A 24,061-nucleotide genomic window follows, 5' to 3' on the forward strand; every position below is an offset into this window, starting at 1 on the left:
GGGTTATCGACTCCTCAAGCGATTGTGCGCACTCTTACAGAGCGCCGCGCCAAGGTGCAATCAGAGCAGCAGCGCGACGCAGAGGAAGATCAGCGGAATAAGGCCAGTGTCCCGGTTGGCGCGGAACAATTGCAGCAGTTTCGCGTTGTCTTCGGTATCCAGCCCTCGCAATTGCCAAGCCATGTGCCAGCCCATAGCCCATGGTCCGGCCAACGCGACGGCCAATGCCAACAGAGAGGCCTGAGATAGCGCTCCATCGATGATGGCCAGCCCCATCAAGAAGACCGTGGCCACAAGGAAGTATTTTAACCAGCGCGCGGTATCTTTGCCAAACAGCCGGGCGGTGGACTTGATCCCAATCAGCTCGTCATCCTCGGCGTCCTGGTGGGCGTAGATGGTGTCATAGAACAGCGTCCAGGCAATCCCGGCCAGGTACAGGGTGATCGCTGGAACGCCAACTGTCCCGGTATGGGCAGCCCAGGTCAGCAGGATGCCCCAGTTGAAGGCCAGTCCCAGAAACACCTGCGGCCACCATGTAAAGCGTTTGGCATAGGGGTAGATTGTAACAGGCAGCAGGGAGAGCACACCCATGGCAATTGCGGCCTGGTTGAAGGTCAGCAGAATTCCGAGCGCCAGCAGGCATTGCAGACCCATCCAAACCACGGCCTGCTTAACGCTGACCTGACCGGATGGAATCGGGCGCGAGCGTGTGCGCTCCACTTGCCCGTCAAACTCACGGTCGGTGATGTCGTTCCAGGTGCAGCCTGCGCCGCGCATCAGGAAAGCGCCGATGGCACAGCCGATAGCGATCCACAGGTCTTCCCACCGGGGATTGCCGTCGCTGAGGATTGCCAGCGCGAGACCCCACCAGCAGGGAATCAGCAAAAGCCATGTGCCGATGGGCCGATCCGCGCGACTCAGGCGTAGATAGGGGCGGGCGAAAGCGGGTGCGTGTGTGTCGACCCAGTTGCCACTGACCGCATCGGCGACCTGACCGTCTGGTGTTGGGGCGTTGCCTTGCATATGTAACGTCTCATGAGTGCAAAGATCAGACTGTATGTAGAGCACCCTCTGGGTCCGGGGCAATCGGTAGATTTGACGCGCGAGCAGGCGCATTACCTGTTTGGCGTCATGCGGCTGGCTGTGGGCGGGCAAGTTGCCCTGTTCAATGGCAAGGACGGAGAATGGCTGGCCGAGGTGGCCGAGGCCGGCAAGCGCGGTGGCGTTCTGAGCTGTGTGGAACAGACCAAACCGTTGCAGCTGCCGCCGGATCTGTGGTTCCTGTTTGCCCCGATCAAAAAGGCGCGCACCGATTTCATCGTTGAAAAAGCAGCGGAAATGGGCGCGGCGCGGATACTGCCCGTGCAAACCGAGTTCACCAATTCCGAGCGCATCCGGCAGGACCGTCTGCAAGCCCACGCCGTTGAGGCCGCCGAGCAATGCGGCGGCACCTTCGTGCCCGAGGTGGCCGATTTGCAGCGGCTCGACCGCCTTCTGGATGCATGGCCCGAGGGTCGGCACCTGATGTTTTGCAATGAGGCCGAAGTTGGCTCCGCCTTGCGTTTGGCGGCGAACGAAAAGGGTCAGCCATGGGCCATCCTGATCGGTCCTGAGGGTGGGTTCTCGGATCGCGAACGCGCACGGCTGACGGCGCTGCCTTATGCTCATGTGGTCAGCCTTGGCCCGCGCATCCTGCGTGCCGATACGGCGGCTGTTGCAGCGCTGACCATGTGGCAGCAAGCGCTGGGGGATTGGTCGTGACGTGGCGAGTCGCGACGGACAAGGACGTGCCCCTGATCGACGCGTTCCTGTCACAACACATTCAGACCTCGATGTTTCCGCTTGCCAATCTTCGTGATCATGGTTTGCAGGCTGCGCATCCCCGCGCGTTGAATGCCTGGCTTATGGGAGGTGAGCCCAGTGCCGTGTTTTCGATCACCAACGAAGGGATGGTCCTGCCGCAATGCCCCGACTGCACCGACACAGAACTCTCGGACGCGGTTGACCTGATCCGTGGCCACCAGCTGTTTGGTCTGGCGGCCGAAGCGACTCAGGCCCGCCGGATCATGCGGCTGGCCGGTTGGGAAGGCCGCCCCGCGACGCTGAACAGTGATGAGCCCGGCTTCTCGTTGGATTTGGACAAGCTGGTGCTGCCCGATGACGACGGTGCTGAGCTTGTGCCTTTGGGAGCGCTTGAAAGGACCATCGCCGAAGCGTGGCGGGAAAACTATCTGATCGAGGCCATGGACTTCGCTCCAGACAGGGCGCAGGAACAGGCGAAAAAAGATATTGCTGCCTATTTGGATCGCGACTCGCACCGGGCGCTGCTGATCGACGGACAGCCGGTTGCTATGACCGGCTTCAACGCCCGCCTGCCCGAGATCGTGCAGATAGGAGGCGTTTACACACCGCCCAAGCTTCGCGGGCAAGGCCATGCAAAACTAGCCGTCGCATTGCATCTGCTTGAGGCGCGCAACGCCGGAGCGACCCGCGCGGTTCTGTTCGCGGCTTCCGAATCCGCCGCGCGTGCTTATATCGCTATTGGTTTCCAACCGGCGGGTCACTACTCGCTGATCCTGTTTACAAATCCCGAGGACCCGGCATGAGTTTCATCCGACCCGAAGCCAAACTGACACTGTGGCGCTGGCGCGAGGTGTTGGTCGCGGGACTTGTTCTGCTGGTTGGCCTTAGTTGGATTAGCGGTCCAGGCGGATTGCTCGGCTGGTTGGGCTGGGTGCTGGTTCTGGTCTCAGTGGCGCTCGCCGTCATAGGAATCCAACGCGCCCGTTTCCGTACCGGTGTCGGTGGTCCCGGTGTCGTGACCATCGACGAAGGGCAAATCACCTATCTTGGCCCACTGGACGGAGGCATGGTCGCCACGCGGGAAATCGAACGGCTCGCGCTGGACCCGACCTCATCCCCTGCGCACTGGGTGCTGGAACAACCGGGCCAGCCGGTGCTTCACATTCCTGTGAATGCCGAAGGAGCCGAGGCGCTGTTCGATGTCTTTTCGGCGCTTCCGGGCCTGAAAACCGAACAAATGTTGGCCGAACTGAATGGCGGAGCGGCCCATCCGGTGGTGATCTGGGAACGCACGCCATCGCGCCCCGCACATCTCAGGCTGCATTGACACTGGCGCGGTTTGCCCCCACGACTGACCAACTAGACAGACACATCAGGATCGGAGCGCGATTCATGTCCATCCCCCAGTCCGGCGGCGGACCGATCGAACGCCATGAGCAACTGGCCGAATATCTGGAATCGGGCTGCAAGCCCAAGCAGGATTGGCGTATCGGGACCGAACATGAGAAGTTCGGCTATTGCAAAGATACCCTGAAACCTCTGCCTTTCGAGGGCACCCGCTCCATCGTGGCGGTGCTTGAAGGGCTGCGCGACCGCCACGGTTGGGCCGAAGTGCGCGAAGCTGGCAAGCTGATCGGTCTGGAGAAAGACGGCGCCAACGTCAGCCTCGAACCCGGCGGCGCTTTGGAATTGTCGGGCGCTCCGCTGGAAACGATCCATGAGACCTGCGATGAGGTGAACACTCACCTGCGTGAGGTGAAGGATATCGCCGACGAGATTGGCGTGGGCTTTATCGGTCTGGGCGCGGCCCCGATCTGGACCCATGACGAGATGCCGTTGATGCCCAAAGGGCGTTATCGGTTGATGAACGACTACATGGAGAAGGTCGGTACCATGGGCCGCGCCATGATGCGGCGCACCTGCACGGTTCAGGTCAATATCGACTTCGGGTCCGAGGCCGACATGGTGCAGAAACTGCGTGTGGCGCTGGCGCTGCAGCCGGTCGCAACGGCCCTGTTTGCGAACTCCCCGTTCTTTGAGGGTAAGGTGAACGGCCAGAAAAGCTGGCGCAGCTATATCTGGCGGCATCTGGATGATGCGCGCACCGGAATGCTGCCTTTCGTGTTCGAAGACGGCTTTGGATTCGAGCGTTACGTGCAATACGCGCTCGATGTGCCGATGTATTTCGTCTACCGCGATGGCCAGTATATCGACGCGTTGGGCATGTCCTTCCGCGATTTCTTGCAGGGCAAATTGCCCGCTCTGCCGGGTGAGACGCCGACCCTGTCCGATTGGGCCGACCACCTGACCACCGCTTTCCCCGAAGCGCGGATCAAGAAATTCATGGAGATGCGCGGCGCCGATGGCGGCCCGTGGCGCCGCTTGTGTGCGCTACCCGCATTCTGGGTTGGCCTGACCTATGATCAGGGTGCGCTGGATGCGGCTTGGGATCTGGTCAAAGGCTGGGATGCGGAAACCCGCGAATCCTTGCGGATCGAAGCCGCCAAAGACGGGCTGCAGGCGCAGGTTGGCAACATCAAAATGCACGATCTGGCGCGCGAGGTGGTCGCGATATCCGAGGCCGGTCTGAAATCCCGCGCCTTCCCCGGTGCAGGCGGCTTGGTGCCCGATGAGACGCATTTCCTGAACGCTCTGAAAGACAGCATCGAATCCGGTAAGGTTCCGGCGGATGAGTTGCTGGATCACTATAGCGGCGATTGGAATGGCGATCTGACACGGGTGTTTCCCGAGTACAGTTATTGAGAGTGGCGCAGCGGATTTAAGACAGTCTTTGCCAAGGTTTGCGTCTCGGGTTGAAAACTCGGCTGGTTGCAGGGTACCAGCGAGTATAAATCTGTTGGACTGATCCATGGCCCGCATCAGCGAACTGCACTATTCCAATGCCTACGCGGCAAGCTCGGGTGAAAGCGAGTTTCTGGAGGTTGCGCTTAGATCAGATGAGCTGCCGGAAAACTTCACGGTGTCCTTCTATCAGGCCAACGGTCAGGTCGGGATTGAGATCCCTTTGGATCACCCGGACGTTCAGTTTACAATCGACCCGGACAACAACGAGAAAGTCTATGTCATATCGGCAGACGACTTTCCGATCCTGCTGACCGATCCTAATGGCGGCGGGTCGACCAACTACGAAGCCTATGCGCTGACTAACACCGATACCGGCGAGGTCATTGATTTCTATGACATCGGTGGCGGTACTCAGAACATCGTGGCGCAAAACGGGCTGGCGGCGGGTGAAACCTCGGTGAACCTGCCGGTTCTGGTCGGGCCGAACCAGACCACCACCACATTGCAATTCAACCAGCCGGACCCGGATACGCTGGTCTACGGTTCCGTCGATCCCGGAGATTCCGGAGCCGCCTGTTTCACAGCCGGAACGCTGGTGGATACTCCGGATGGGCCCCGGCTGATCGAAACGCTGCAGCCGGGTGATATGGTCGACACGCTGGATGCTGGTGCGCAGCCCGTGCGCTGGGTTGGGCGGCGCACGGTGTACGGGCGGGGTCGCTTTGCTCCGATCCGGTTCCGTGCCGGCACTCTGGGGGCCAGCGCCGATGTGGTGGTGTCTCCGCAGCACCGCGTCCTGATTTCAGGCTGGCAGGCTGAATTGATGTTCGGCGAAGATGAGATCCTGGTGCCCGCCAAATCTCTGGTCAACGGAACCTCTGTGGCCGAAGCGCCGCGCGACGTTGTCACCTATGTTCACCTGTTGTTTGATCGTCACCAACTGGTCTCGACCAGCGGCCTCGTGTCGGAAAGCTTTTTTCCGGGGCAAGAAGGATTAGCCGGCCTTCCTTCGGACACGGCCGAGGAACTGTTCGCCCTGTTCCCCGAGCTGCGCCTGCATCCCGAGGCTTACGGCGCCGCTGCCCGCCCGGTTCGTCAGGACCGGACCGTGGCATTGTTGCGCTCTGCCTGATTGGGCGGCTGTCCCCCTCTTGCTTTCGCGGACTGCTGTGATAGCAGGGCCTGAACAGAATTCAGGGGCCACGGTCAGGAAGCGTCATGGACGATCTTAAGGCAAAATATCTCGGTCAGATCGCCGATGCAGGCGACGAAAACACGCTCGAGGCGATCCGCGTTGCCGCTGTCGGCAAGAAGGGCGAAGTGGCGCTGAAAATGCGCGAACTGGGCAAGATGACGCCCGAGGAACGTCAGGTCGCAGGCCCTGCGCTAAATGCCCTGAAGGATGAGATCAACTCGGCGCTGTCAGCAAAGAAAGCCGCTTTGGCCGATGCTGCGTTGGATGAGCGTCTGCGCACCGAATGGCTGGACGTCACCCTGCCGACCCGCGCGCGCGGTCAGGGCTCGATCCATCCGGTCAGCCAGGCGACCGAGGAACTGACCGCGATCTTTGCCGAACTGGGCTTCTCGGTGGCCGAAGGGCCGCGGATCGAGACCGACTGGCACAATTTCGACGCCCTGAACATCCCCGGCCACCACCCCGCGCGGGCCGAGATGGACACGTTCTATATGCACCGCGCCGAGGGCGACAATCGCCCGCCGCATGTGCTGCGTACCCATACCTCGCCGGTTCAGATCCGCTCGATGGAGCTGCAGGGCGCGCCGATCCGTGTGATCTGCCCGGGTGGCGTGTACCGCGCCGACTATGACCAGACCCACACACCGATGTTCCATCAGGTCGAGGGGCTGGCCATCGACAAGGATATCTCGATGGCGAACCTGAAATGGGTTCTGGAAGAGTTCGTGAAGGCGTTCTTCGAGGTCGACGACGTCGAACTGCGCTTCCGCGCCTCGCATTTCCCCTTCACCGAGCCGTCGGCCGAGGTCGATATCCGCTGTTCCTGGGACAATGGTCAGCTGAAAATCGGTGAGGGCGACGACTGGATGGAGATTCTGGGCTCGGGCATGGTCCACCCCAAGGTGATCGCCGCCGGTGGCATCGACCCCGAGGTCTATCAGGGCTTTGCCTTTGGCATCGGCATCGACCGTCTGGCGATGCTGAAATACGGCATTCCTGATCTGCGGGCGTTCTTTGATTCCGACCTGCGCTGGCTGCGCCACTATGGGTTTGCGGCACTGGATATGCCCAACCTGCATGGTGGTTTGTCGCGTTGAGTGAAGTTGAAGTGATCACGGCATGCGAAAATGTGTGCCGTGACTATTTTTGGTTGTTGAACGCCGATCCAAGAGTAATCCAAGGAATGCTGACGGTCGGCGCTGCTATTATTGCAGCAATTGTAACGCTCCATATTGCTAAGAGCGTTTACCCAGTCCAAAAAAACAAAGACAGGGAAATAAAAATTGACGAAGAAAAGCGAGTTGTATTTCGCGAGTTTCTAAAAAGCGTTGATATGATCATCAACCAAAGATTGTACAATGAAACTGTTTCGAAGATTGACGCGTACAGAGAATTTAAATCTGCACTAAACGAAGTGCTTATTTTTTCGGACCCTGAAACCGCAAAAAAAATGTGGGAACTATATGAAAATGTTTCTCAATACGCAGCGGAATTGTCTCAATTTCCTCAAGAAGGAGCTATCGATTATAGCTTAGTCAGGGATGCCAAGGATGCAGCAGATGCAAGCTTCAGGTCGGCAATAAACGCCGCAAGAAAGGAACTTGGATTGGCTGAGCTCGAATTAAGAATTAATCTAGCAGTCTTGTCAGCGTCTCAGGCGGATCAGAGCTAACCTGAAATAGCATATATATTGGGTTTTGCCCCACGGGGTTGTGACGTGACAGCGGGCGCAGGCTCGCTAGGGTTCGACAGATGATTTACCGACTGCTCTGTCTCCTCCTGCTGACCGCCACTCAAGCCACGGCTATCGAAACCTGCCACGGCGATACCGCCTGTCAGGTCGGCGACCGCTCGTATCATGTGCTGGAACCGGACGGGTGGGATGGCGAAACGCCTTTGCCGGTGCTGCTGCATTTCCACGGCTGGGCGCGGCAGGGAACCGTAGTGGTGAATCACGAGCGGATCGCAGGCGCGACCAAGCTGCGCGGCGTGTTGCTGGTGGCCCCGAACGGGCTGGGAAAAAGTTGGGATTTCTGGACCTCGGACACCGGCGACGTTCCATTTGCTGACCGGGTGTTGGAGGATGTGGCCAAGCGTTATCCGATTGATCCGGAACGCATTTACGTCTCGGGTTATTCCTTCGGCGGCGCGATGGCGTGGCGTTATGTCTGCCAGTCGGGCGATGACACGTCGGCGCTGCTGGCCGTTGCCGGCTCGATCCGTCAGACCGAGCACTGCCCGCAAGCCCCTCGTGAGGTGCGCCATGTGCATGGCCTCAGCGATACGGTGATGGATTTTCCTTACGGGACAAATGGCGACACGACCTATCCGGTGGCTTTGTGGCGCGAGAAATACGATTGCCATGACGCCACCCCGCGCGGTGATTGGAGCGTGGTGCCGATCCTGACGCTCAGCCGGGTGGAGTGGACCGATTGCGCGCAGGGGCAGGTGGTACTGGACACCCATCCGGGCGGGCATTTCATCCCCCATGGCTGGATCGGGCGGCAGTTGGATGAGCTTTTGGGCCGCACCCCCACCTATCCGTGACGTCCAGCGCTTGCACCCCGGCCCATTCTTTGCCATTGCCTGTGCCGACTGGATGTTTGCCAAAAAAGGCCCCGTGCAATGAAATTCACTCTGTCCTGGCTGAAAGACCACCTCGACACTGACGCTTCGGTTGATGAGATCGCCGAGGCGCTGACCGATCTCGGGCTTGAGGTCGAAGAGATCGTGAACCCGGCGGACCGGTTGAAGGGCTTTACGCTGGGCCATGTGAAGCATGCCGAGAAACACCCCGACGCCGACAAGCTGCGCGTCTGCACGGTTGATACGGACGAGGGTGAGCTGCAGATCATCTGCGGTGCCCCCAACGCACGCGAAGGCATCACTGTCGTGGTCTGCAAACCGGGCATGTATATCCCCGGCCTGGATCTGACGATCAGCGTTGGCAAGATTCGCGGTGTCGAGAGCTTTGGCATGATGGCCTCTGAGCGCGAGCTGGAACTGTCGGACGAGCATGACGGCATCATCGAGCTGCCCTCGGGCGAGGTCGGTGACAAATTCGTCGATTGGCTGGCCGAGAATGAGCCGTCCAAGATTGATCCAATGATCGAGATAGCGATCACTCCGAACCGTCCCGATGCTTTGGGGGTCGAGGGAATTGCCCGCGATCTGGCCGCGCGTGGGATCGGTACGCTGAAACAGCGCGATTACGCGCCGGTGCCAGGCGATTTCGAAAGCCCGATCAAGGTGACAATCGACGAGGATACTCTGGACGGCGCGCCGCATTTCACCGGTCGTCTGATCAAGGGCGTGAAGAACGGCCCCAGCCCACAATGGCTGCAGGATCAGTTGAAGGCGATTGGTCTGCGTCCGATCTCGGCTTTGGTGGATATCACCAACTACATGACTTTCGACCGCAACCGCCCGCTGCACGTGTTCGATGCGGACAAGGTGCAGGGCAACCTGCGGGTGCATCGCGCCAAGGGTGGTGAAAAGCTGGTTGCGCTGGATGAGAAGGAATACACCCTGCAGCCCGGCATGATGGTGATTTCGGATGACAAGGGTCCGGAATCCATTGCCGGTATCATGGGTGGCGAGGAAACCGGATGTACTGAAGAGACCGTGAACGTCTTCCTCGAAAGCGCGTTCTGGGATCATGTGCAGATCGCGCTGACCGGGCGTGCGCTGAAGATCAACTCGGACGCGCGGTATCGGTTCGAACGTGGCGTGGACCCTGAATACACGCTGGAAGGGCTGGAACAGGCGACGCAGATGATTCTGGATATCTGCGGTGGCGAGGTGTCCAAGGTGGTTGAGGCCGGAAAAGCCCCAAACCATGCGCGCGCCTATAAGCTGGATGCCGAGCGCGTGCAGTCTCTGGTCGGGATGGACATTCCCGAAAGCGAACAGCGCCAGACCCTGACCCGTTTAGGCTTCCGTCTGGAAGGTGAGATGGCGCATGTCCCCAGCTGGCGCCCCGATATCATGGGCGAGGCCGATCTGGTGGAAGAGGTCGCGCGGATCGCGTCCCTGACCAAGCTGCAGGGCAAGCCGCTGCCGCGCGTCACCGATGGCATCCCCAAGCCGGTGATGACGCCGACACAACGCCGTCAGTCGATGGCACGCCGCACCTGTGCCGCGTTGGGCTACAATGAATGCGTGTCCTACACCTTCATTGATCAGGCCTCGGCGGCTCTGTTCGGTGGTGGGGACGAGGCGACACAGCTGGAAAACCCGATCTCCTCCGAGATGAGCCACATGCGCCCCGATTTGCTGCCCGGCCTGCTACAGGCCGCTGCCCGCAATCAGGCGCGTGGCTATGCGGATGTGGCCCTGTTCGAAGTTGGCCCGGTCTTCCATGACGGAGAGCCCGGCGATCAGAAAACCCAGATCACCGGCCTGCTGGTTGGTCGCAACGGTCCCAAGGACGTGCACGGTGCCTCGCGTGCGATCGACGTGTTCGACGCCAAGGCAGATGTCGAGGCCGTTCTGGCTGCTATCGGCGCGCCAGCCAAGGTTCAGATCCTTCGCGACGGGGATGCCTGGTGGCACCCGGGGCGTCACGGCAAAATCTGCCTAGGCCCGAAAAAGGTGCTGGGCGTTTTTGGTGAACTGCACCCGCGCATCCTGCAGGCGATGGATGTCAAAGGCCCGGCGATGGCATTTACCATCTGGCCGGACGAAGTGCCTCTGCCCCGTAAATCTGGCGCCACCCGCGCCGCACTGGAATTGCGTGACCTGCAAGCGGTCGAGCGTGACTTTGCCTTTGTCGTTGACGAGAGTGTCGAGGCGCTGACTCTGGTGAACGCCGCTGCTGGCGCTGATAAAGCGCTGATCGAAGATGTGCGCGTCTTTGACGAATTCATCGGCGGCAGCTTGGGTGAGGGCAAGAAATCTCTGGCAATCACCGTCCGCCTGCAACCGACGGACAAGACGCTGAAAGAAAAAGACATTGAAGCGGTGGCCGATAAGATCATCGCCAAGGTCACCAAGGCAACTGGCGGCGTTCTGCGCGGCTAAAACCTGAATTCCGGTAAGAGATCAACGCGCCTTCGGGCGCGTTTTTCGTTGGGCTTTCCCGGATCGCAGCATAAGTAAGCGTGGGAACAAAAGCGGAGATACCCATGGGCCTGAACGTTTACCTCTCTGGCGAAATTCACACCGACTGGCGCGAACAGATCATCGACGGCGCGCAGGGTTTGGACATCACCTTCAACAGCCCCGTCACCGATCACGACGCCAGCGATGATTGCGGCGTGGCCATTCTGGGGGCTGAGCCGAACAAATACTGGCATGACCACAAGGGCGCGATGGTCAATGCGATCCGGACTCGAAAAGGTATCGCAGATGCCGATGTGGTCGTGGTCCGGTTTGGCGAAAAGTACAAGCAATGGAACGCGGCCTTTGACGCGGGCTATGCGGCGGCGCTGGGCAAGTCGCTAATCGTGCTGCACGGCCCCGATCACCAGCACGCGCTGAAAGAGGTGGATGCCGCCGCGCTGGCCGTGGCCGAAGAACCGCGACAAGTGGTCGAGGTGCTGCGCTATGTGCTGACTGGCAAGCTTCCGGGCTAAGAAAACGAAAAGGGCTTGCGCGCCGATATGGCTGCAAGCCCTGTTTCAATAGGTTGCCTGACGATCAGTCCCGAGCGGGTGTCACCAACCCTTTTTGCACGGCGGGCCGTTCAAGGAAGCGGTCAAGATAGGCCGCTACGTTGGCGTGATCGTCCCAGCCGACCAAATCCTTGGCTTCGTAAAAATCCAATCCGCGCAGCCAGGGGGCGATGGCCATGTCGGCAATCGAATAGTCTCCGGCGATCCAGTCCTGCCCCTCAAGCTGTTGATTGAGGACGTTCAGCAGGCGTTTGGCTTCATTGACGTAGCGCTCGCGGGGGCGGGGGTCTTCGATCTCGCTGCCGGCGAATTTGTGGAAAAAGCCAAGCTGTCCGAACATCGGGCCAACGCCGCCCATCTGGAACATCAGCCATTGCGTGACGCGGTGCTTGTCGGCCTTGGTCTGACCGATGAACTTGCCGGTCTTTTCGGCCAAATACAGCAGGATCGCACCGCTTTCGAACAGGCCAATGGGCTCTCCGTCCGGGCCGTCGGGGTCGATAATCGCGGGGATCTTGTTGTTGGGGTTCAGTGACAGGAACTCGGCACTTTTGACATCCGCATCTGACAGAGTGACCTTGTGCGCCTCGTAGGGCAGGCCGGTTTCTTCCAGCATGATCGAGGCTTTCACACCGTTGGGTGTGGGGAAGGAGTAGAGCTGAATCCGGTCCGGAAACTGAGCAGGCCAGCGGTTCATGATCGGGTGAGACTTGGTGTCCAGCATGGGGGCTCCTGTGTGGATTTCCCCTGAAGGTAGGGCGCGTCGGGGCAACTTGTAAGCCCTCACCGTTGTGCATTGCCGGTCAGTGGGTGTTTGCATGCGAACAACGGGGAATTCCGACGCATCTGACACCTAGACCAAAGCGTGATTTTGGCTCACAAGTTAACGAATCCCGCGCGAAAGACGCGGGCTTCTTGGTTTTGAAAGGATAAACGCGTGGATGAGGTCGTAACACAGGTGGGTGCCTTCGCCCCGCTGATCATGAATGCCGTCAAGGCGCTGATCGTTCTTATCTTGGGGTGGATCGTGGCCGGAGCGGTCGGAGGCCTTGTGCGCCGTCGGATAAACGCGACCCCGCAGATTGATCCGACGCTGGGCAATTTCATGGCCAGCCTGATCAAATGGGCTATTTTGGCCATGGTGCTGGTTGCTGTTCTTGGGATTTTCGGAATCCAAGCCACTAGCATCGTTGCCATACTGGGTGCTGCATCGCTGGCCATTGGTCTGGCGTTGCAAGGAACGCTCAGCGATTTGGCGGCCGGTGTCATGTTGGTGGTCTTCCGCCCGTACAAGCTGGGTCAATACGTGGATATTGGCGGTACAGCAGGGACGGTGAAGGATTTGAACCTTTTCACCACAGAACTGGTGACGCCGGACAACGTGCAGATCATCGTACCTAACGGACAAAGCTGGGGCTCGATCATCACCAATTATTCGGCCCATGATACGCGGCGCGTCGATCTGGTGTTTGGTATCGACTATGGCGACAGCGCGGACGAAGCGATGAAGATCATTCTGGATGTGGCCAAAGCCGATGAACGTATTCACAGCGATCCCGAGCCTTGGGTGCGTGTAACCAATCTGGGTGACAGCTCGGTTGACCTGACTGCGCGCCTGTGGTGCGCGGCAGCGGACTACTGGGATGTAAAGTTTGAAGTCACCAAAGCGGTGAAAGAGGCGTTCGATACCAAAGGCGTGTCGATCCCGTATCCGCATTCGGTGGAGATTCACAAGCAGGCGTAAGCCTCCCGCCCGTCGATCGGGCATTGAAATGCCCTCCTCCGGTCGAGCTAGGCGCCGCGCGATCAGCGCGGCGCCGTTTCGTTTGTGAGACCGTGGTGCCAGAAACAACAACGCCGCGCTTTTGGCGCGGCGTTATGCCCAAGCCTGTAAAGCGCCCTTTGGAAAAGGACGCTTTTAGAGGCGGGAGTGCTTTTAGTTCAGCAGAGTTGTCGGATCGACAACGTCGATGTTGAGTGCGGTGCCAACGGCTTCGTAGGTCAGCTTACCGGCGTGGACGTTCAGACCTGCCAGCAGGTGCGCATCGTCCTTGCAGGCCTGTTTCCAGCCCTTGCTTGCCAGCGACAGCATGAACGGCATGGTCGCGTTGCCCAGTGCGATGGTAGACGTACGGGCAACCGCGCCGGGCATGTTGGCGACGCAGTAGTGCATGATGCCATCAACTTCGTAGACCGGTTCGGCGTGAGTGGTGGCTTTGGAGGTTTCGAAGCAACCACCCTGGTCGATCGCAACGTCAACCAGAGCTGCTCCGGGCTTCATGGTCGACAGCTGTTCACGCGAGATCAGCTTCGGAGCAGCAGCGCCGGGGATCAGAACCGCACCGATGACCATGTCGGCATCCTGGATCAGCTCAGCAGTTGCACCGGCTGTCGAGTACTGGTTCTTGAACTGACCACCAAAGACGTCGTCCAGATAGCGCAGGCGCGGCAGCGAGCGGTCCAGAACGGTGACATCTGCGCCCATGCCGGCTGCAATCTTGGCTGCGTGCGTGCCAACAACACCACCGCCGATCACGATCACCTTGGCTGGGCCCACACCAGGAACACCACCCATCAGAACGCCACGGCCACCATTTGCCTTCTGCAGGGTCCACGAGCCGACCTGAGGTGCCAGACGACCGGCAACTTCGGACATCGGGGCCAGCAACGGCAGGCCGCCTTTGGAGTCAGTCACGGTTTCATATGCGATTGCAGTACAGCCCGATTCCAGCAGGTCATGCGTCTGGTCTGGGTCCGGTGCCAGGTGCAGATAAGTGAACAGCAGCTGACCTTCGCGCAGCATCTTGCGCTCGATCGCTTGCGGTTCCTTGACTTTGACGATCATGTCGGCGGTGGCAAATACCTCTTCCGCTGTGTCGATGATCTTTGCGCCCGCGGCGATGTAGGCGTCATTGTCAAAGCCCGAACCGAGACCAGCATTGGTTTCGATCAGAACCTCATGGCCGCGTGCTACGGCCTCTTGTGCGGCATTGGGAGTCATGCCGACGCGGAATTCCTGGGGTTTGATTTCCTTGGGGCAACCGATTTTCATTTTTTGCTCCTCCATTCATAAACTGCTTAAATAATGGGCATTCTGAGGCGCAATTTCTGTGAAACTCTGCCCGCAATCGAACTTTTATTTGCGAGATTTTCCTATATATTGCCGAAAACTCGCAAAGGAATTGCGTGAATGAGCCTCGACACGACAGATAAAAAGATTCTTGCGGCCCTTCAGCGGGACGGTCGGATGTCGAATGCGGAACTGTCTGAGCAGGTCAATCTATCGCCCTCGGCTTGCCATCGGCGCGTTCAACGGTTGGAGGCGGACGGTTATATCCGCAACTATGTGGCGCTGCTGGATGCGCGAAAGATGAATGTGCCGACGACCGTGTTCGTCGAGATCACGCTGCAGGGGCAGGCCGAAGAACTTCTGGATGCATTCGAAAAAGCGGTGGCACGTATTCCCGACGTGCTGGAATGTCACCTGATGGCCGGAACTGCGGACTATATTCTGAAGGTCGTCGCCGAAAACACCGAAGATTTTGCCCGCATTCACCGGCAATACCTGTCGCGGCTGCCGGGGGTCGCGCAGATGCAAAGCTCTTTTGCCTTGCGCACTGTGTTCAAAACCACTGCCCTGCCGGTTTAGCGCTCAGGCTGGACTGGGATAGGTGAACAGGGCCAGATGCGTGGCGTTGAACCCGAAGTGCATCAGTACAGGCACCCAAAGCCGCCCTGTCGCGTAATACCCTAGACCACAGGCCGCCCCGAGGATTGAAGCAAAGATTACCAACGCCGGGCCGCCGCCCACATGGGCCAGACCAAACAACAGGCTGGCTGCTGCGATCCCCAAGGCGGTGCCGATTTTCGAGGCAAACATCGATTGCAGATATCCGCGGAAAAAGGCCTCTTCTGTCAGGCAGGTCAGAAACAGGTTCGTCAAGGCGAAGATCAGCCACCATTCGGGCAAACCAATCTCGGGTCGTACTGCACCTGTGATGAGACCAAACGCGAACAAAGCAGGCAATGTCACGAGGCCGATTGTCAACGGTACGACCATGATCGGCTTCGCGCCGCGGGTCATACCGGGCCAGGCCAGAAGAACAGCGAATAAAATCAGCGGTTTATCCAGGTTGAGATACATCGTAAAGGCAGAACTATCTGGCCCGGCCCTCACCTGATCAAGTACCAAAAGGTTGTGGAAGCCAGGGATCAGATGCGCCCCCAACGCCAGGCTCCAGAAGATCAGTACCAGATGTCCTGCAAAGGCTGCAGTTCCGCTCAGACGGGGTAGCCCCGCGGCACCCAACAGTCCTATCGCCGCAATTGCGATGGCCATTGGTGTCACCAGCCCCAGTGCCAGCGTGATGCCCCCGAACGTCGCCAATAGGGTCAGGCCCAGCCAGTGGCGGTTTGACACCGCGCTGATTTGCGCAGCAATCAGAATGAACCAGGGCCAAACTACGGGCAAAAGGGAAAGGAAATGTGCCACGGCCGCCTCATGGGGTTTTGGTCCCATTGATGCCGTCAGAATACAGCCGGTGGCAAGGGCACAGATGGCAGGATTACGCCAAACTGTTGGCAATGCGGCAATTCTGACGGTTGTATCCAAGCGCATGTGAGTTCAAATATGAGACAAGACCACACCACTTTTGCGCCGCCTTGACCTGACCGCGATAAGCGGTTTCGCTTAGGGCGCGGCGTTCATCAATTAGTCTGATGACATCAGGTGGTTACACGCGCCCTGTATGGTCCGAACCCGATAGACGATAAGGATATGACCTTGGCTTACGAAAATAACGACGCCCCCAAAGACTGGCTGGAAGCCGAGTTGGAAGACACGCTGGACGAAGATTTCGAGATCGAATTCAGCGAACCCATGCTCTCGATGGAAATACGCAAGATCTACAAGGACCAGCACCCCGACATGCTGGACCGCAAGGTCTATTTCCGCAATCTGCTGCGTCTGCAGGCCGAACTGATCAAGGTGCAGGATTGGGTGCAGCATACCGGGGCCAAGGTGTGCATCCTGTTCGAAGGGCGCGACAGTGCCGGCAAGGGGGGCGTGATCAAACGCATCACCCAGCGCCTGAACCCGCGGGTGGCCCGCGTGGTCGCGTTGCCCGCACCCAGCCGTCGGGAACAGAGCCAATGGTATTTCCAGCGATACGTCCCGCACCTGCCCGCAGCTGGAGAAATCGTGTTCTTCGACCGATCGTGGTACAACCGCGCTGGGGTCGAGCGGGTGATGGGGTTTGCCAACGAAGATCAGGTTGAACAGTTCTTTCAGGACGTTCCCGAATTCGAACGCATGCTGGTGCGTTCAGGGATCATTCTGTTGAAATACTGGTTCTCAATCACCGACGAGGAGCAGCAGCTGCGATTCCTTATGCGTATCCACGATCCGATGAAGCAGTGGAAATTGTCACCGATGGATTTGGAATCCCGCATCCGCTGGGAGGCTTACACCAAGGCCAAAGAGGATATGTTCTTCCGCACGAATATCCCCGAAGCGCCTTGGTACATCGTCGAAGGCAATGACAAAAAACGCGAGCGCTTGAATTGTATCGAACACCTGCTCACCAAGATTCCGTACACGGATGTACCGCAGGAAAAGGTCGATCTGCCGGATCGTAGGTACAATCCGGAATACGAGCGGCGCATCCTGCCGGATGAGTTGCACGTGCCCAAGATTTACTGATCAGAAAAAGGCGCAACGGAACCATCTCACAAACACAGCTCATAGAGAGTTGCCGTTGCTGGTGTCACGTTAAACACGGCACGGTTTGTCTGAAAAATAGCTGCGGCGCACCCTGATGGCGCGCCGCGTGTGGCATGAAACCTTAGACAAAGTCCATCATGCAGTTGCCACTGTAGGAAAAAGATACGAATTCCCACTCCATTTGGTTGGCGTCCGCATCTGATGCGACCTCGGGTGCGACCGGGGTATCGTCGCACTTGTTCCAAGTCAGCCTAAAGTCGTCCTTCTCAGGTGCTTGGTAGGGGTTCATTCTGAAGTCGTCGACCAGAACCAGCAAATCATTCACGAAGTCGTCGATCGCAGCAAGGAAGGCCTCGACGTCGAAGCAATCGCCAGCTGGGTTGTTCGTTTCGGTAATTTCCGTTTCCTCGACCGGATCTTCTGTTTCGGTGACGTCGGTGTCAGGCGTTTCCTCGACCGGATCTTCTGTTTCGGTGACGTCGATGTCTGGAGTTTCCTCGACCGGTTCCTCGGTTTCGGTGACGTCCGTATCCGGTGTATCCTCGACCGGTTCTTGAACCACAGGCTCTTCAGGCTCTGCAATGACGTCCGTGGGCGGTGTGGGCGCGACGCCACTGTCCAGCATCACTTCGGCATCGGTGGTGGCAAAATTCTGGGTCACCATGACGGCGTCCCAGCCGTTGTACTCCCCTTCTTCGATCCCGATTCCGATATACTCATAATCGGGGTTCAGAATGTTGGCCCGATGGCCGGGGCTGTCCATAAGGCTCTGATGCAGCTGTTCGACGTCGTCACTGATGCCTTCCGGACCGCGTTCCGATTGCCAGGCGATGTTTTCACCCGACCGCCAGCTGCCGGTGAAATCAAATCCGGCATCTCGCATACGCTCGGTCGCGCTGGAACCGCCCGCCCCAGTGTGGCTGAACGTGTCCGTGTCCAGCATCCAAGTGCTGTGATCCTCGGCCGAGTCGTTCAGTTGGGTTTCCAGTTGCAGCGGGTTCAGCCCGCGGGATGTGCGCTCTTCGTTTATCAGCGCCAGCATTTCCTGCTCGAAAGTACTTGCAGTCGACATTTTTGTCTCCGTTTGAGTGGTCGTCTGAATAGACTGGGCCAATTACAGGGGAGACGGAAAAAACGGATAGGCCAGTAGTACTTTTGAGCGAATTTCAGCAGGTGCGTGCTACCGATACGAGATTCGTTGCGCTGCAAAACGCCGGTCAAAATGCTGCTGGGTCGAAATTGGCAGGTTGTCGCCGATCACTATGGCCGATTCGGCGAAATACAACCGGTGTTTGAAACGACAAACCCCCGGGCGGGGCCTCGGGGGTCGTCAAATAGTGTCATCCAAAGCTGGACGAGCAAGATCTTAGAGCAGACCTTCGCGCTGGGCTTTCTTGCGTGCCAGTTTACGGGCACGGCGGATCGCTTCAGCTTTCTCGCGCGCTTTTTTCTCGGACGGTTTCTCGAAATGTTGCTTCAGCTTCATTTCACGGAACACGCCTTCGCGCTGCAGCTTTTTCTTCAGGGCACGAAGCGCCTGATCGACGTTATTGTCGCGAACACTAACCTGCATGTGGTTGTCACCACCTTTCTAGATAGAGTTGCAAGGAAATTGCAGGAATTGGCCGTATAGCAAAGCCGGTCTATCTTGTCTAGTACTGGGTCCGAGAACCGGAGAACCGCCATGACCGTTACCTATGAAGATGCAAAACAACAACTTTTGGACGCGATTCTGATCCACGTGCCCTTCGATGGCTGGTCTGAGGCGAGCTTTCGTGCCGCCATTACCGATTGCGATATGGATGACGGTCTGGCGCGGGCGATCTGCCCCCGTGGCGCGGTTGATCTGGCGTTGGCCTTTCATGCGCGCGGTGATGCCGAGATGGTAGAACGCCTGAAGTCCACAGATCTGAGCGAGCTGAAATTCCGCGAACGTGTTGCCGCTGCCGTCCGGTTCCGGCTTGAGGCTGTGTCGGACAAGGAATTGGTGCGCCGAGGGATGACGCTGTTTTCTCTGCCCACCCACGCGGCGGACGGGGCAAAGGCGTTGTGGCAGACCTGCGATCTGATCTGGGACACACTCGGCGATACTTCGGATGACGTGAATTGGTACACTAAGCGCGCGACCTTGTCTGGGGTTTATTCTTCGACCCTGTTGTTCTGGTTGGGCGATGATTCTCCGGATCATGAAAAAACGTGGGAGTTTCTGGATCGCCGCATCGACAACGTCATGCAGTTCGAAAAGCTCAAGGCACAGGTGAACGACAATCCGCTGTTCAAGCCGTTCCTTGCGGTGCCGAACTGGTTCGCCAAGCAGGTGAAGCCGCCGATGAAGATGCGGGCCGATCTGCCGGGAATGCTGAACCCGCGCAAGTAAGCATCTGGGCCTTCCGGAAATTGCCTGCTAGGCATTGGGCAAAGGAGGATTTGCCCATGACCCAGACGATGCGCGCCGTAGAAATCTCGCAGCCCGGCGGCCCGGATGTTCTGCAACTGACCGAACGCCCCGTGCCCGAGCCGCAAAACGGCCAGGTGATCCTCAAGGTTGCTTATGCGGGGGTGAATCGCCCCGACGCGTTGCAACGGGCCGGGGCTTACGACCCGCCCCCGGGCGCCAGCGATCTGCCGGGGCTTGAGGCCTCGGGCGAAGTGATCGCCGTCGGCGCGGGTGTCGAGGGGCTTTCGGTCGGCGATCAGGTTTGCGCGCTGCTACCCGGTGGCGGATATGCGGAATACGTAGCCACCCCCGCCGCACATTGCCTGCCGGTTCCGACTGGAATGGGAATGAAAGAGGCCGCCTGTCTGCCCGAAACCTTCTTTACCGTCTGGTCCAACGTCTTCATGCGTGGCGGGTTAAAGGCCGGAGAGCGGTTTCTGGTGCATGGCGGTTCGAGCGGCATTGGCACAACGGCGATCCAACTGGCCCATGCCTTTGGCGCCCGGGTCTTTGCCACCGCCGGATCAGATGAGAAATGCGAGGCCTGCGTCAAACTGGGCGCCGAGCGGGCGATCAACTACCGCGATGAGGATTTTGTCGGCGTCATGCGGGCCGAAGGCGGCGCAAACCTGATCCTTGATATGGTGGGCGGCGATTATATCCCCCGCAACGTCAAAACGCTGGCCGAGGATGGCCGTCTGGTGCAGATCGCCTTTCTGCAGGGGCCGAAGGTCGAGCTGAACTTTGCCCTGATGATGGTCAAACGCCTGACACTGACCGGCAGCACCCTGCGTCCGCAAAGCGATCTGGCCAAGGCGAAGATCGCTCAGGAACTGCGCGAGGCGGTCTGGCCGTTGCTGGAGGCCGGGAGGGTGGCCCCCGTCATGGACAGCGAGTTCGATTTGGCAGAGGCGTCAGCAGCGCATGCGCGGATGGAAAGCTCTGGCCATATTGGCAAGATCGTCCTGAAGGTCTCAGGTTAACACAAGCGCGCGGGGTAAGCCCCGCGCCAGCCCGTCAGGCGACGGCCCGGCGATACAGATGCCATGTGGCGTGGCCCAGAACCGGCATCACAACGATCAGTCCCAGCAGCATCGGTATCGAGCCGATGACCAGCAGCGAAGCGACGATGAAACCCCAGGCCAGAATGACGCCGGGATTGTGCCGTAGCACCCGCACCGAGGTCACAACCGCCACCGGTAGCCCCACCTTGCGGTCCAGCAGCAACGGAAAACTGACCACGCTGATCGCCAGCGCGACCAGAGCAAACAGGAATCCAACAGCGTTGCCAAAGATGATCATCGTCCACCCAGCTCCAGTGGTGAAGACTTGCGTGACGAACGCGCCAATGGATGTGGGCAGATCAGGGCCTAATGTGTGGACATAGATGCTCTGCGCGACCATCAGCCAGATCAGCAACCACATGACCAAATAGAAGCCCAGCATCAGAATCGCTCCGAATGAGGGTGACCGGAACACGCCAAACGCGTCCAGCCAGTGAACATCGCCGCCTTGTTCGCGTTTGCGGCTGATCTCGTACAATCCCACCGCAGCGACTGGGCCAATCAGGGCAAAGCCCAATATCAGAGGCGCCAACAGCGGCACCATGTTTCGGTTCAGACCGAAGCCGAACATCAGCAACCCCGCTATGGGGTAGATCAGTACGATGAATATGGCATCGGCCCGGGTTTCCAGAAAATCGTTATACCCTGCCCTCAAACAGGCTTTCAGGTCCTGCATCGTCAGGGTCTGCACCACCGGCAGGTGCCGCGTATCCGCGCTGCCGATGCGGTTGACGCTTTCTGCTATGTGATCGCCGGTCGCACTGATGTTCTGAGCGGCCCAGCTGATCGGATTTCCAATCGTTTTGGCCATCTTTCTCCTCTCCCTTTGCGTATCAGCGCAGCAGAGTGAATCCGGCATGGGTTGCCCTTGGCCGGACCAGCCGGCAACGCCCGACCGTTAGTATAGCACATTTTTTCACCTTGCGGTTGCGCGATGCGGATTTGTGCCGATTGCCCTTATTTTCAGGCGTGTTAGCTTGGCCTCAGGCAACAGGAGGTCAGCATGCAGCAAACGGCAAGAACCGTCGTCATTCACGAACACGGCGGCCCCGAAGTTCTGAAGATCGAAGACCGCCCCGTAGGCGATCCCGGCCCCGGAGAGGTCCGCATTCGCCATCACGCCTGCGGGCTGAATTTCATAGATGTTTATCAACGTACGGGGCTTTATCCGCTGAGCCTGCCGCACCCATTGGGTATGGAAGCTGCCGGTGTGATTGAAGCCGTCGGCGAAGGTGTGACCCATCTTGAGCCCGGTCAGCGTGCGGCCTATGCCACTGCGCCTGCCGGGGCCTATTCGGAAGCGCGCGTAATGAATGCGGCACAGGTCTGCCCGTTGCCCGACGGTATTTCCTTCGATGCGGCGTCGGCAATGATGCTCAAGGGTATGACGGTCGAATATCTGTTCCACCGTACTACGCCCCTGAAACGCGGCGATACCGTCTTGTTTCATGCGGCTGCCGGCGGAGTGGGGCTGATTGCCTGCCAGTGGGCCAAATCCGAGGGGATTACCCTGATCGGCACTGCTGGCACCGATGAAAAATGCAGCTTGGCGCAATTCAATGGCGCAGCCCATTGTATAAACTATCGTAAAGAGAACTTTGCCGACAAGGTAGCCGAAATTACCAGCGGCAAGGGCGTGGATGTTGTGATGGACTCGATCGGAGCGGACACGTTCAACGGGTCGTTGGACTGCCTGAAACCACTGGGGATGATGATTTCTTTTGGCAATGCCTCAGGGCCGGTTCCGCTTATGGATCTCGCAATTCTGGCAAAGAAGGGCTCGCTAAAAATCACACGGCCAACGCTCTTCACTCATATTGCCGATCATGCCGCCTGTCAGGCAATGGCCCGGCGTCTGTGCGGCAAGGTTGAAGGTGGAGAGGTCAAAATTCACATCGACCAGCGGTTTCCGTTGGATCAGGTGGCTGACGCCCACCGCGCCCTTGAGGCACGTCAGACCACGGGTAGTACGGTGCTGGAGTTGTAAAACACGTCAGGCCCGGCGCGAAATCCGCCGGGCCAATCTTCGCAAGGTGTCAGAACCGATAGGCTGCGCGGAACTGAATGGTTGTCGCATCCACGTCGATGCCGGTCGAATTGAAATTGTTGAACTCGTGATACAGGATTTCGCCACCGACGCTGATATTCGGGGCAACGATCTGTTCGTAGCCTGCGCCGATGAACCAGCCGTTATCGCTGCCAAGATTGTCGGTTCCGGCCTCGGCGTAGCCGCCGACCGCGTACAGCAGGCCCTCCGGGATCACGTTGTAACCCGCCCGCGCCTTGATGCGCCAAACGTCCTCGACCTCGACGCCTGGAGCCAGGTCGATGCCGGTCCAGTCATAGTCAAAGCCGCCGCCAACGACCCAGTCACCCAGATCATAGTCATATCCAAGGATGATACCGCCGATGGTTCCGGAGCCATCCACACCCGAGATATTGGTGTCGATATCGGCGTAACCAATCTGGCCACCGCCGTAGAATCCGGTCCAATCGCCCGAGGATTGTGCCATCGCCGAGCCAGCCGCTAGGGTTGCGATAGCGGAAGCTAGAAGAAATTTACCTGTCATTGCGTAACCTTTCGTTCGAATTGGTCTACTGCAGTTTTGTGCTGCTCTTTCGTCTCTATTTTTCACTACGGCCCGGTCTCACGACCGGATCACAGTTCGTTTGCACATTCCGACCCGAAGGAAAGCGCCACGGTTGTGTTCTGTGGCGGGGTTGGTCCGTTAAAACCGAACACTTTGTTTGCTGAAGATGTAGTTTTGCTACAGGGGCGTTTCAAATAGCAATCGGCGGCAGAGTGTTCTGCCGCCGATCTGAGAGTTCCTGTCAGCGAATTATTGCTGCAGCTCTGCCGGAGTTTTGTCGGCAATGGTTTCCCAGTTGGTGCTGGCCTGCTCGATAAAGCCGGGGATGTCGCCTTCCCAGCGTTCCTGAATGTCCTGTGACAGGTTCAGGTAAAGCTTGTTGTCGACGATTTTCCAGTAGGTCGGGTCACCGTCGAACTTGAAGCCCATCGCCGCGCCAAATGCACAATAGCCACCATATGCAGGCAGGTATGCTTCCGGGTTCGCTTCGAAGGCCGCTTTGTTCTCTTCACTGGCAAAGCGGTACAGCGCTTCGTTGTGCAACGCGGTGATACGGTAGTCGCCTTTGGTCGGCTCACCTGCGGTGAAGTAGGCGACCGGGTCATAGCCCTGCATTGCCAGACCGGTTGAGCTTGCGTTCAGTTCAACGCCTGCAGCCAGAGCCGAGCTTGCGATTGCGACAGACAGCGCGACGCCGCCCAGAATGGATTTGAACTTGTTCATTGGTTTCACCTTTCGTGAACTGAGACACCTCAGGACGCTGAAATTGCGCATTGGTACCCCTTGGATTTTGTCATGTACGGTCGGTAATTGACCGGCACGCAACCAA

25 protein-coding genes are annotated in these 24,061 nt (G+C 58.6%); 16 read left to right on the forward strand and 9 right to left on the reverse strand.

All coding sequences use genetic code 11. From position 1 onward, the window contains the following. Window positions 1-60: 60 nt before the first annotated feature. Window positions 61-1,023, reverse strand: coding sequence for a 4-hydroxybenzoate octaprenyltransferase (gene ubiA / locus ABLN94_RS12235; protein WP_352992720.1), 963 nt, complete (start codon window positions 1,021-1,023; stop codon window positions 61-63). A 12-nt stretch (window positions 1,024-1,035) separates the two neighbouring features. Between ubiA and ABLN94_RS12240 the strand changes: the two genes are divergently transcribed. The 10 genes from ABLN94_RS12240 to ABLN94_RS12285 all read left to right on the forward strand — a co-directional run bounded on the left by ABLN94_RS12240 (window position 1,036) and on the right by ABLN94_RS12285 (window position 11,379). Further along, entirely contained in the window at window positions 1,036-1,761 is a 726-nt protein-coding gene (locus tag ABLN94_RS12240; protein ID WP_352992721.1) for a 16S rRNA (uracil(1498)-N(3))-methyltransferase, read from the forward strand. After that, complete coding sequence (locus tag ABLN94_RS12245; protein ID WP_352992722.1) at window positions 1,758-2,606, forward strand: GNAT family N-acetyltransferase; 849 nt, start codon at window positions 1,758-1,760, stop codon at window positions 2,604-2,606. Before ABLN94_RS12240 ends, ABLN94_RS12245 begins: the two co-directional genes overlap by 4 nt. Further along, window positions 2,603-3,130, forward strand: a complete 528-nt coding sequence (locus ABLN94_RS12250) for a hypothetical protein (RefSeq protein ID WP_352992723.1) — start codon at window positions 2,603-2,605, stop codon at window positions 3,128-3,130. Before ABLN94_RS12245 ends, ABLN94_RS12250 begins: the two co-directional genes overlap by 4 nt. 65 nt (window positions 3,131-3,195) lie before the next feature. Then, window positions 3,196-4,566, forward strand: coding sequence for a glutamate--cysteine ligase (locus tag ABLN94_RS12255; RefSeq protein WP_352992725.1), 1,371 nt, complete (start codon window positions 3,196-3,198; stop codon window positions 4,564-4,566). Window positions 4,567-4,672: 106 nt separating this feature from the next. Continuing rightward, window positions 4,673-5,740 (forward strand): Hint domain-containing protein, encoded by a 1,068-nt coding sequence (locus ABLN94_RS12260; protein ID WP_352992727.1) that lies wholly within the window; start codon window positions 4,673-4,675, stop codon window positions 5,738-5,740. Between the two features lie 86 nt (window positions 5,741-5,826). Next, complete coding sequence (pheS, locus tag ABLN94_RS12265) at window positions 5,827-6,900, forward strand: phenylalanine--tRNA ligase subunit alpha (protein WP_352992728.1); 1,074 nt, start codon at window positions 5,827-5,829, stop codon at window positions 6,898-6,900. After that, window positions 6,897-7,475 carry a hypothetical protein gene (locus tag ABLN94_RS12270; RefSeq protein WP_352992730.1) on the forward strand — a complete coding sequence of 193 codons (579 nt, stop codon included), beginning with the start codon at window positions 6,897-6,899 and terminating at the stop codon, window positions 7,473-7,475. The genes pheS and ABLN94_RS12270 overlap by 4 nt, the downstream gene beginning before the upstream one ends. 80 nt (window positions 7,476-7,555) lie before the next feature. Then, window positions 7,556-8,350, forward strand: a complete 795-nt coding sequence (locus tag ABLN94_RS12275; protein WP_352992731.1) for an alpha/beta hydrolase family esterase — start codon at window positions 7,556-7,558, stop codon at window positions 8,348-8,350. A 78-nt stretch (window positions 8,351-8,428) separates the two neighbouring features. After that, window positions 8,429-10,825 carry a phenylalanine--tRNA ligase subunit beta gene (gene pheT / locus ABLN94_RS12280; protein ID WP_352992732.1) on the forward strand — a complete coding sequence of 799 codons (2,397 nt, stop codon included), beginning with the start codon at window positions 8,429-8,431 and terminating at the stop codon, window positions 10,823-10,825. A 104-nt stretch (window positions 10,826-10,929) separates the two neighbouring features. After that, window positions 10,930-11,379: a YtoQ family protein gene (locus ABLN94_RS12285; RefSeq protein ID WP_170488550.1), complete on the forward strand. Its 450-nt coding sequence runs from the start codon at window positions 10,930-10,932 to the stop codon at window positions 11,377-11,379. A 64-nt stretch (window positions 11,380-11,443) separates the two neighbouring features. Here the strand turns inward: ABLN94_RS12285 and ABLN94_RS12290 are convergent, their stop codons facing one another. After that, window positions 11,444-12,142 (reverse strand): glutathione S-transferase family protein, encoded by a 699-nt coding sequence (locus ABLN94_RS12290; protein WP_352992733.1) that lies wholly within the window; start codon window positions 12,140-12,142, stop codon window positions 11,444-11,446. 213 nt (window positions 12,143-12,355) lie between these two features. Here ABLN94_RS12290 and ABLN94_RS12295 point away from each other — a divergent pair, with 213 nt between their 5' ends. Further along, window positions 12,356-13,162 (forward strand): mechanosensitive ion channel family protein, encoded by an 807-nt coding sequence (locus tag ABLN94_RS12295; protein ID WP_352992734.1) that lies wholly within the window; start codon window positions 12,356-12,358, stop codon window positions 13,160-13,162. A 192-nt stretch (window positions 13,163-13,354) separates the two neighbouring features. Here the strand turns inward: ABLN94_RS12295 and ald are convergent, their stop codons facing one another. After that, window positions 13,355-14,470, reverse strand: coding sequence for an alanine dehydrogenase (gene ald, locus ABLN94_RS12300; protein WP_352992736.1), 1,116 nt, complete (start codon window positions 14,468-14,470; stop codon window positions 13,355-13,357). A 138-nt stretch (window positions 14,471-14,608) separates the two neighbouring features. Here ald and ABLN94_RS12305 point away from each other — a divergent pair, with 138 nt between their 5' ends. Further along, the gene (locus ABLN94_RS12305) at window positions 14,609-15,067 is read left to right on the forward strand and encodes an Lrp/AsnC family transcriptional regulator (protein WP_170488558.1); all 459 of its coding nucleotides are present in this window, start codon (window positions 14,609-14,611) and stop codon (window positions 15,065-15,067) included. Between the two features lie 3 nt (window positions 15,068-15,070). Here the strand turns inward: ABLN94_RS12305 and ABLN94_RS12310 are convergent, their stop codons facing one another. Next, entirely contained in the window at window positions 15,071-15,910 is an 840-nt protein-coding gene (locus ABLN94_RS12310; RefSeq protein ID WP_352992738.1) for a CPBP family intramembrane glutamic endopeptidase, read from the reverse strand. Between the two features lie 285 nt (window positions 15,911-16,195). Between ABLN94_RS12310 and ppk2 the strand changes: the two genes are divergently transcribed. Continuing rightward, the gene (gene ppk2, locus ABLN94_RS12315; protein ID WP_352993080.1) at window positions 16,196-17,119 is read left to right on the forward strand and encodes a polyphosphate kinase 2; all 924 of its coding nucleotides are present in this window, start codon (window positions 16,196-16,198) and stop codon (window positions 17,117-17,119) included. Between the two features lie 142 nt (window positions 17,120-17,261). Here ppk2 and ABLN94_RS12320 read toward each other — a convergent pair whose 3' ends face one another. After that, the gene (locus ABLN94_RS12320) at window positions 17,262-18,212 is read right to left on the reverse strand and encodes a CAP domain-containing protein (RefSeq protein WP_352992740.1); all 951 of its coding nucleotides are present in this window, start codon (window positions 18,210-18,212) and stop codon (window positions 17,262-17,264) included. Between the two features lie 294 nt (window positions 18,213-18,506). After that, on the reverse strand, window positions 18,507-18,713 hold the full coding sequence (rpsU, locus tag ABLN94_RS12325; protein WP_005614280.1) for a 30S ribosomal protein S21: 207 nt from the start codon (window positions 18,711-18,713) through the stop codon (window positions 18,507-18,509). A gap of 111 nt (window positions 18,714-18,824) precedes the next feature. Between rpsU and ABLN94_RS12330 the strand changes: the two genes are divergently transcribed. Further along, on the forward strand, window positions 18,825-19,517 hold the full coding sequence (locus ABLN94_RS12330) for a COQ9 family protein (RefSeq protein ID WP_352992747.1): 693 nt from the start codon (window positions 18,825-18,827) through the stop codon (window positions 19,515-19,517). 56 nt (window positions 19,518-19,573) lie between these two features. Beyond that, complete coding sequence (locus ABLN94_RS12335; RefSeq protein WP_352992749.1) at window positions 19,574-20,560, forward strand: NAD(P)H-quinone oxidoreductase; 987 nt, start codon at window positions 19,574-19,576, stop codon at window positions 20,558-20,560. A 34-nt stretch (window positions 20,561-20,594) separates the two neighbouring features. On the opposite strand, the gene ABLN94_RS12340 is transcribed toward ABLN94_RS12335, so the two are convergent. Beyond that, entirely contained in the window at window positions 20,595-21,452 is an 858-nt protein-coding gene (locus tag ABLN94_RS12340; RefSeq protein WP_352992750.1) for a DUF2189 domain-containing protein, read from the reverse strand. 192 nt (window positions 21,453-21,644) lie between these two features. Here ABLN94_RS12340 and ABLN94_RS12345 point away from each other — a divergent pair, with 192 nt between their 5' ends. Continuing rightward, the gene (locus tag ABLN94_RS12345) at window positions 21,645-22,628 is read left to right on the forward strand and encodes a quinone oxidoreductase family protein (RefSeq protein ID WP_352992752.1); all 984 of its coding nucleotides are present in this window, start codon (window positions 21,645-21,647) and stop codon (window positions 22,626-22,628) included. A 49-nt stretch (window positions 22,629-22,677) separates the two neighbouring features. Here ABLN94_RS12345 and ABLN94_RS12350 read toward each other — a convergent pair whose 3' ends face one another. Next, on the reverse strand, window positions 22,678-23,211 hold the full coding sequence (locus ABLN94_RS12350) for a porin family protein (protein WP_170488571.1): 534 nt from the start codon (window positions 23,209-23,211) through the stop codon (window positions 22,678-22,680). A 270-nt stretch (window positions 23,212-23,481) separates the two neighbouring features. After that, entirely contained in the window at window positions 23,482-23,955 is a 474-nt protein-coding gene (locus ABLN94_RS12355) for a YHS domain-containing (seleno)protein (RefSeq protein WP_352992754.1), read from the reverse strand. Between the last annotated feature and the right edge of the window lie 106 nt (window positions 23,956-24,061).

It is taken from the genome of Ruegeria sp. SCP11 (assembly GCF_040329455.1).
Taxonomy (GTDB): domain Bacteria; phylum Pseudomonadota; class Alphaproteobacteria; order Rhodobacterales; family Rhodobacteraceae; genus Ruegeria; species Ruegeria atlantica_E.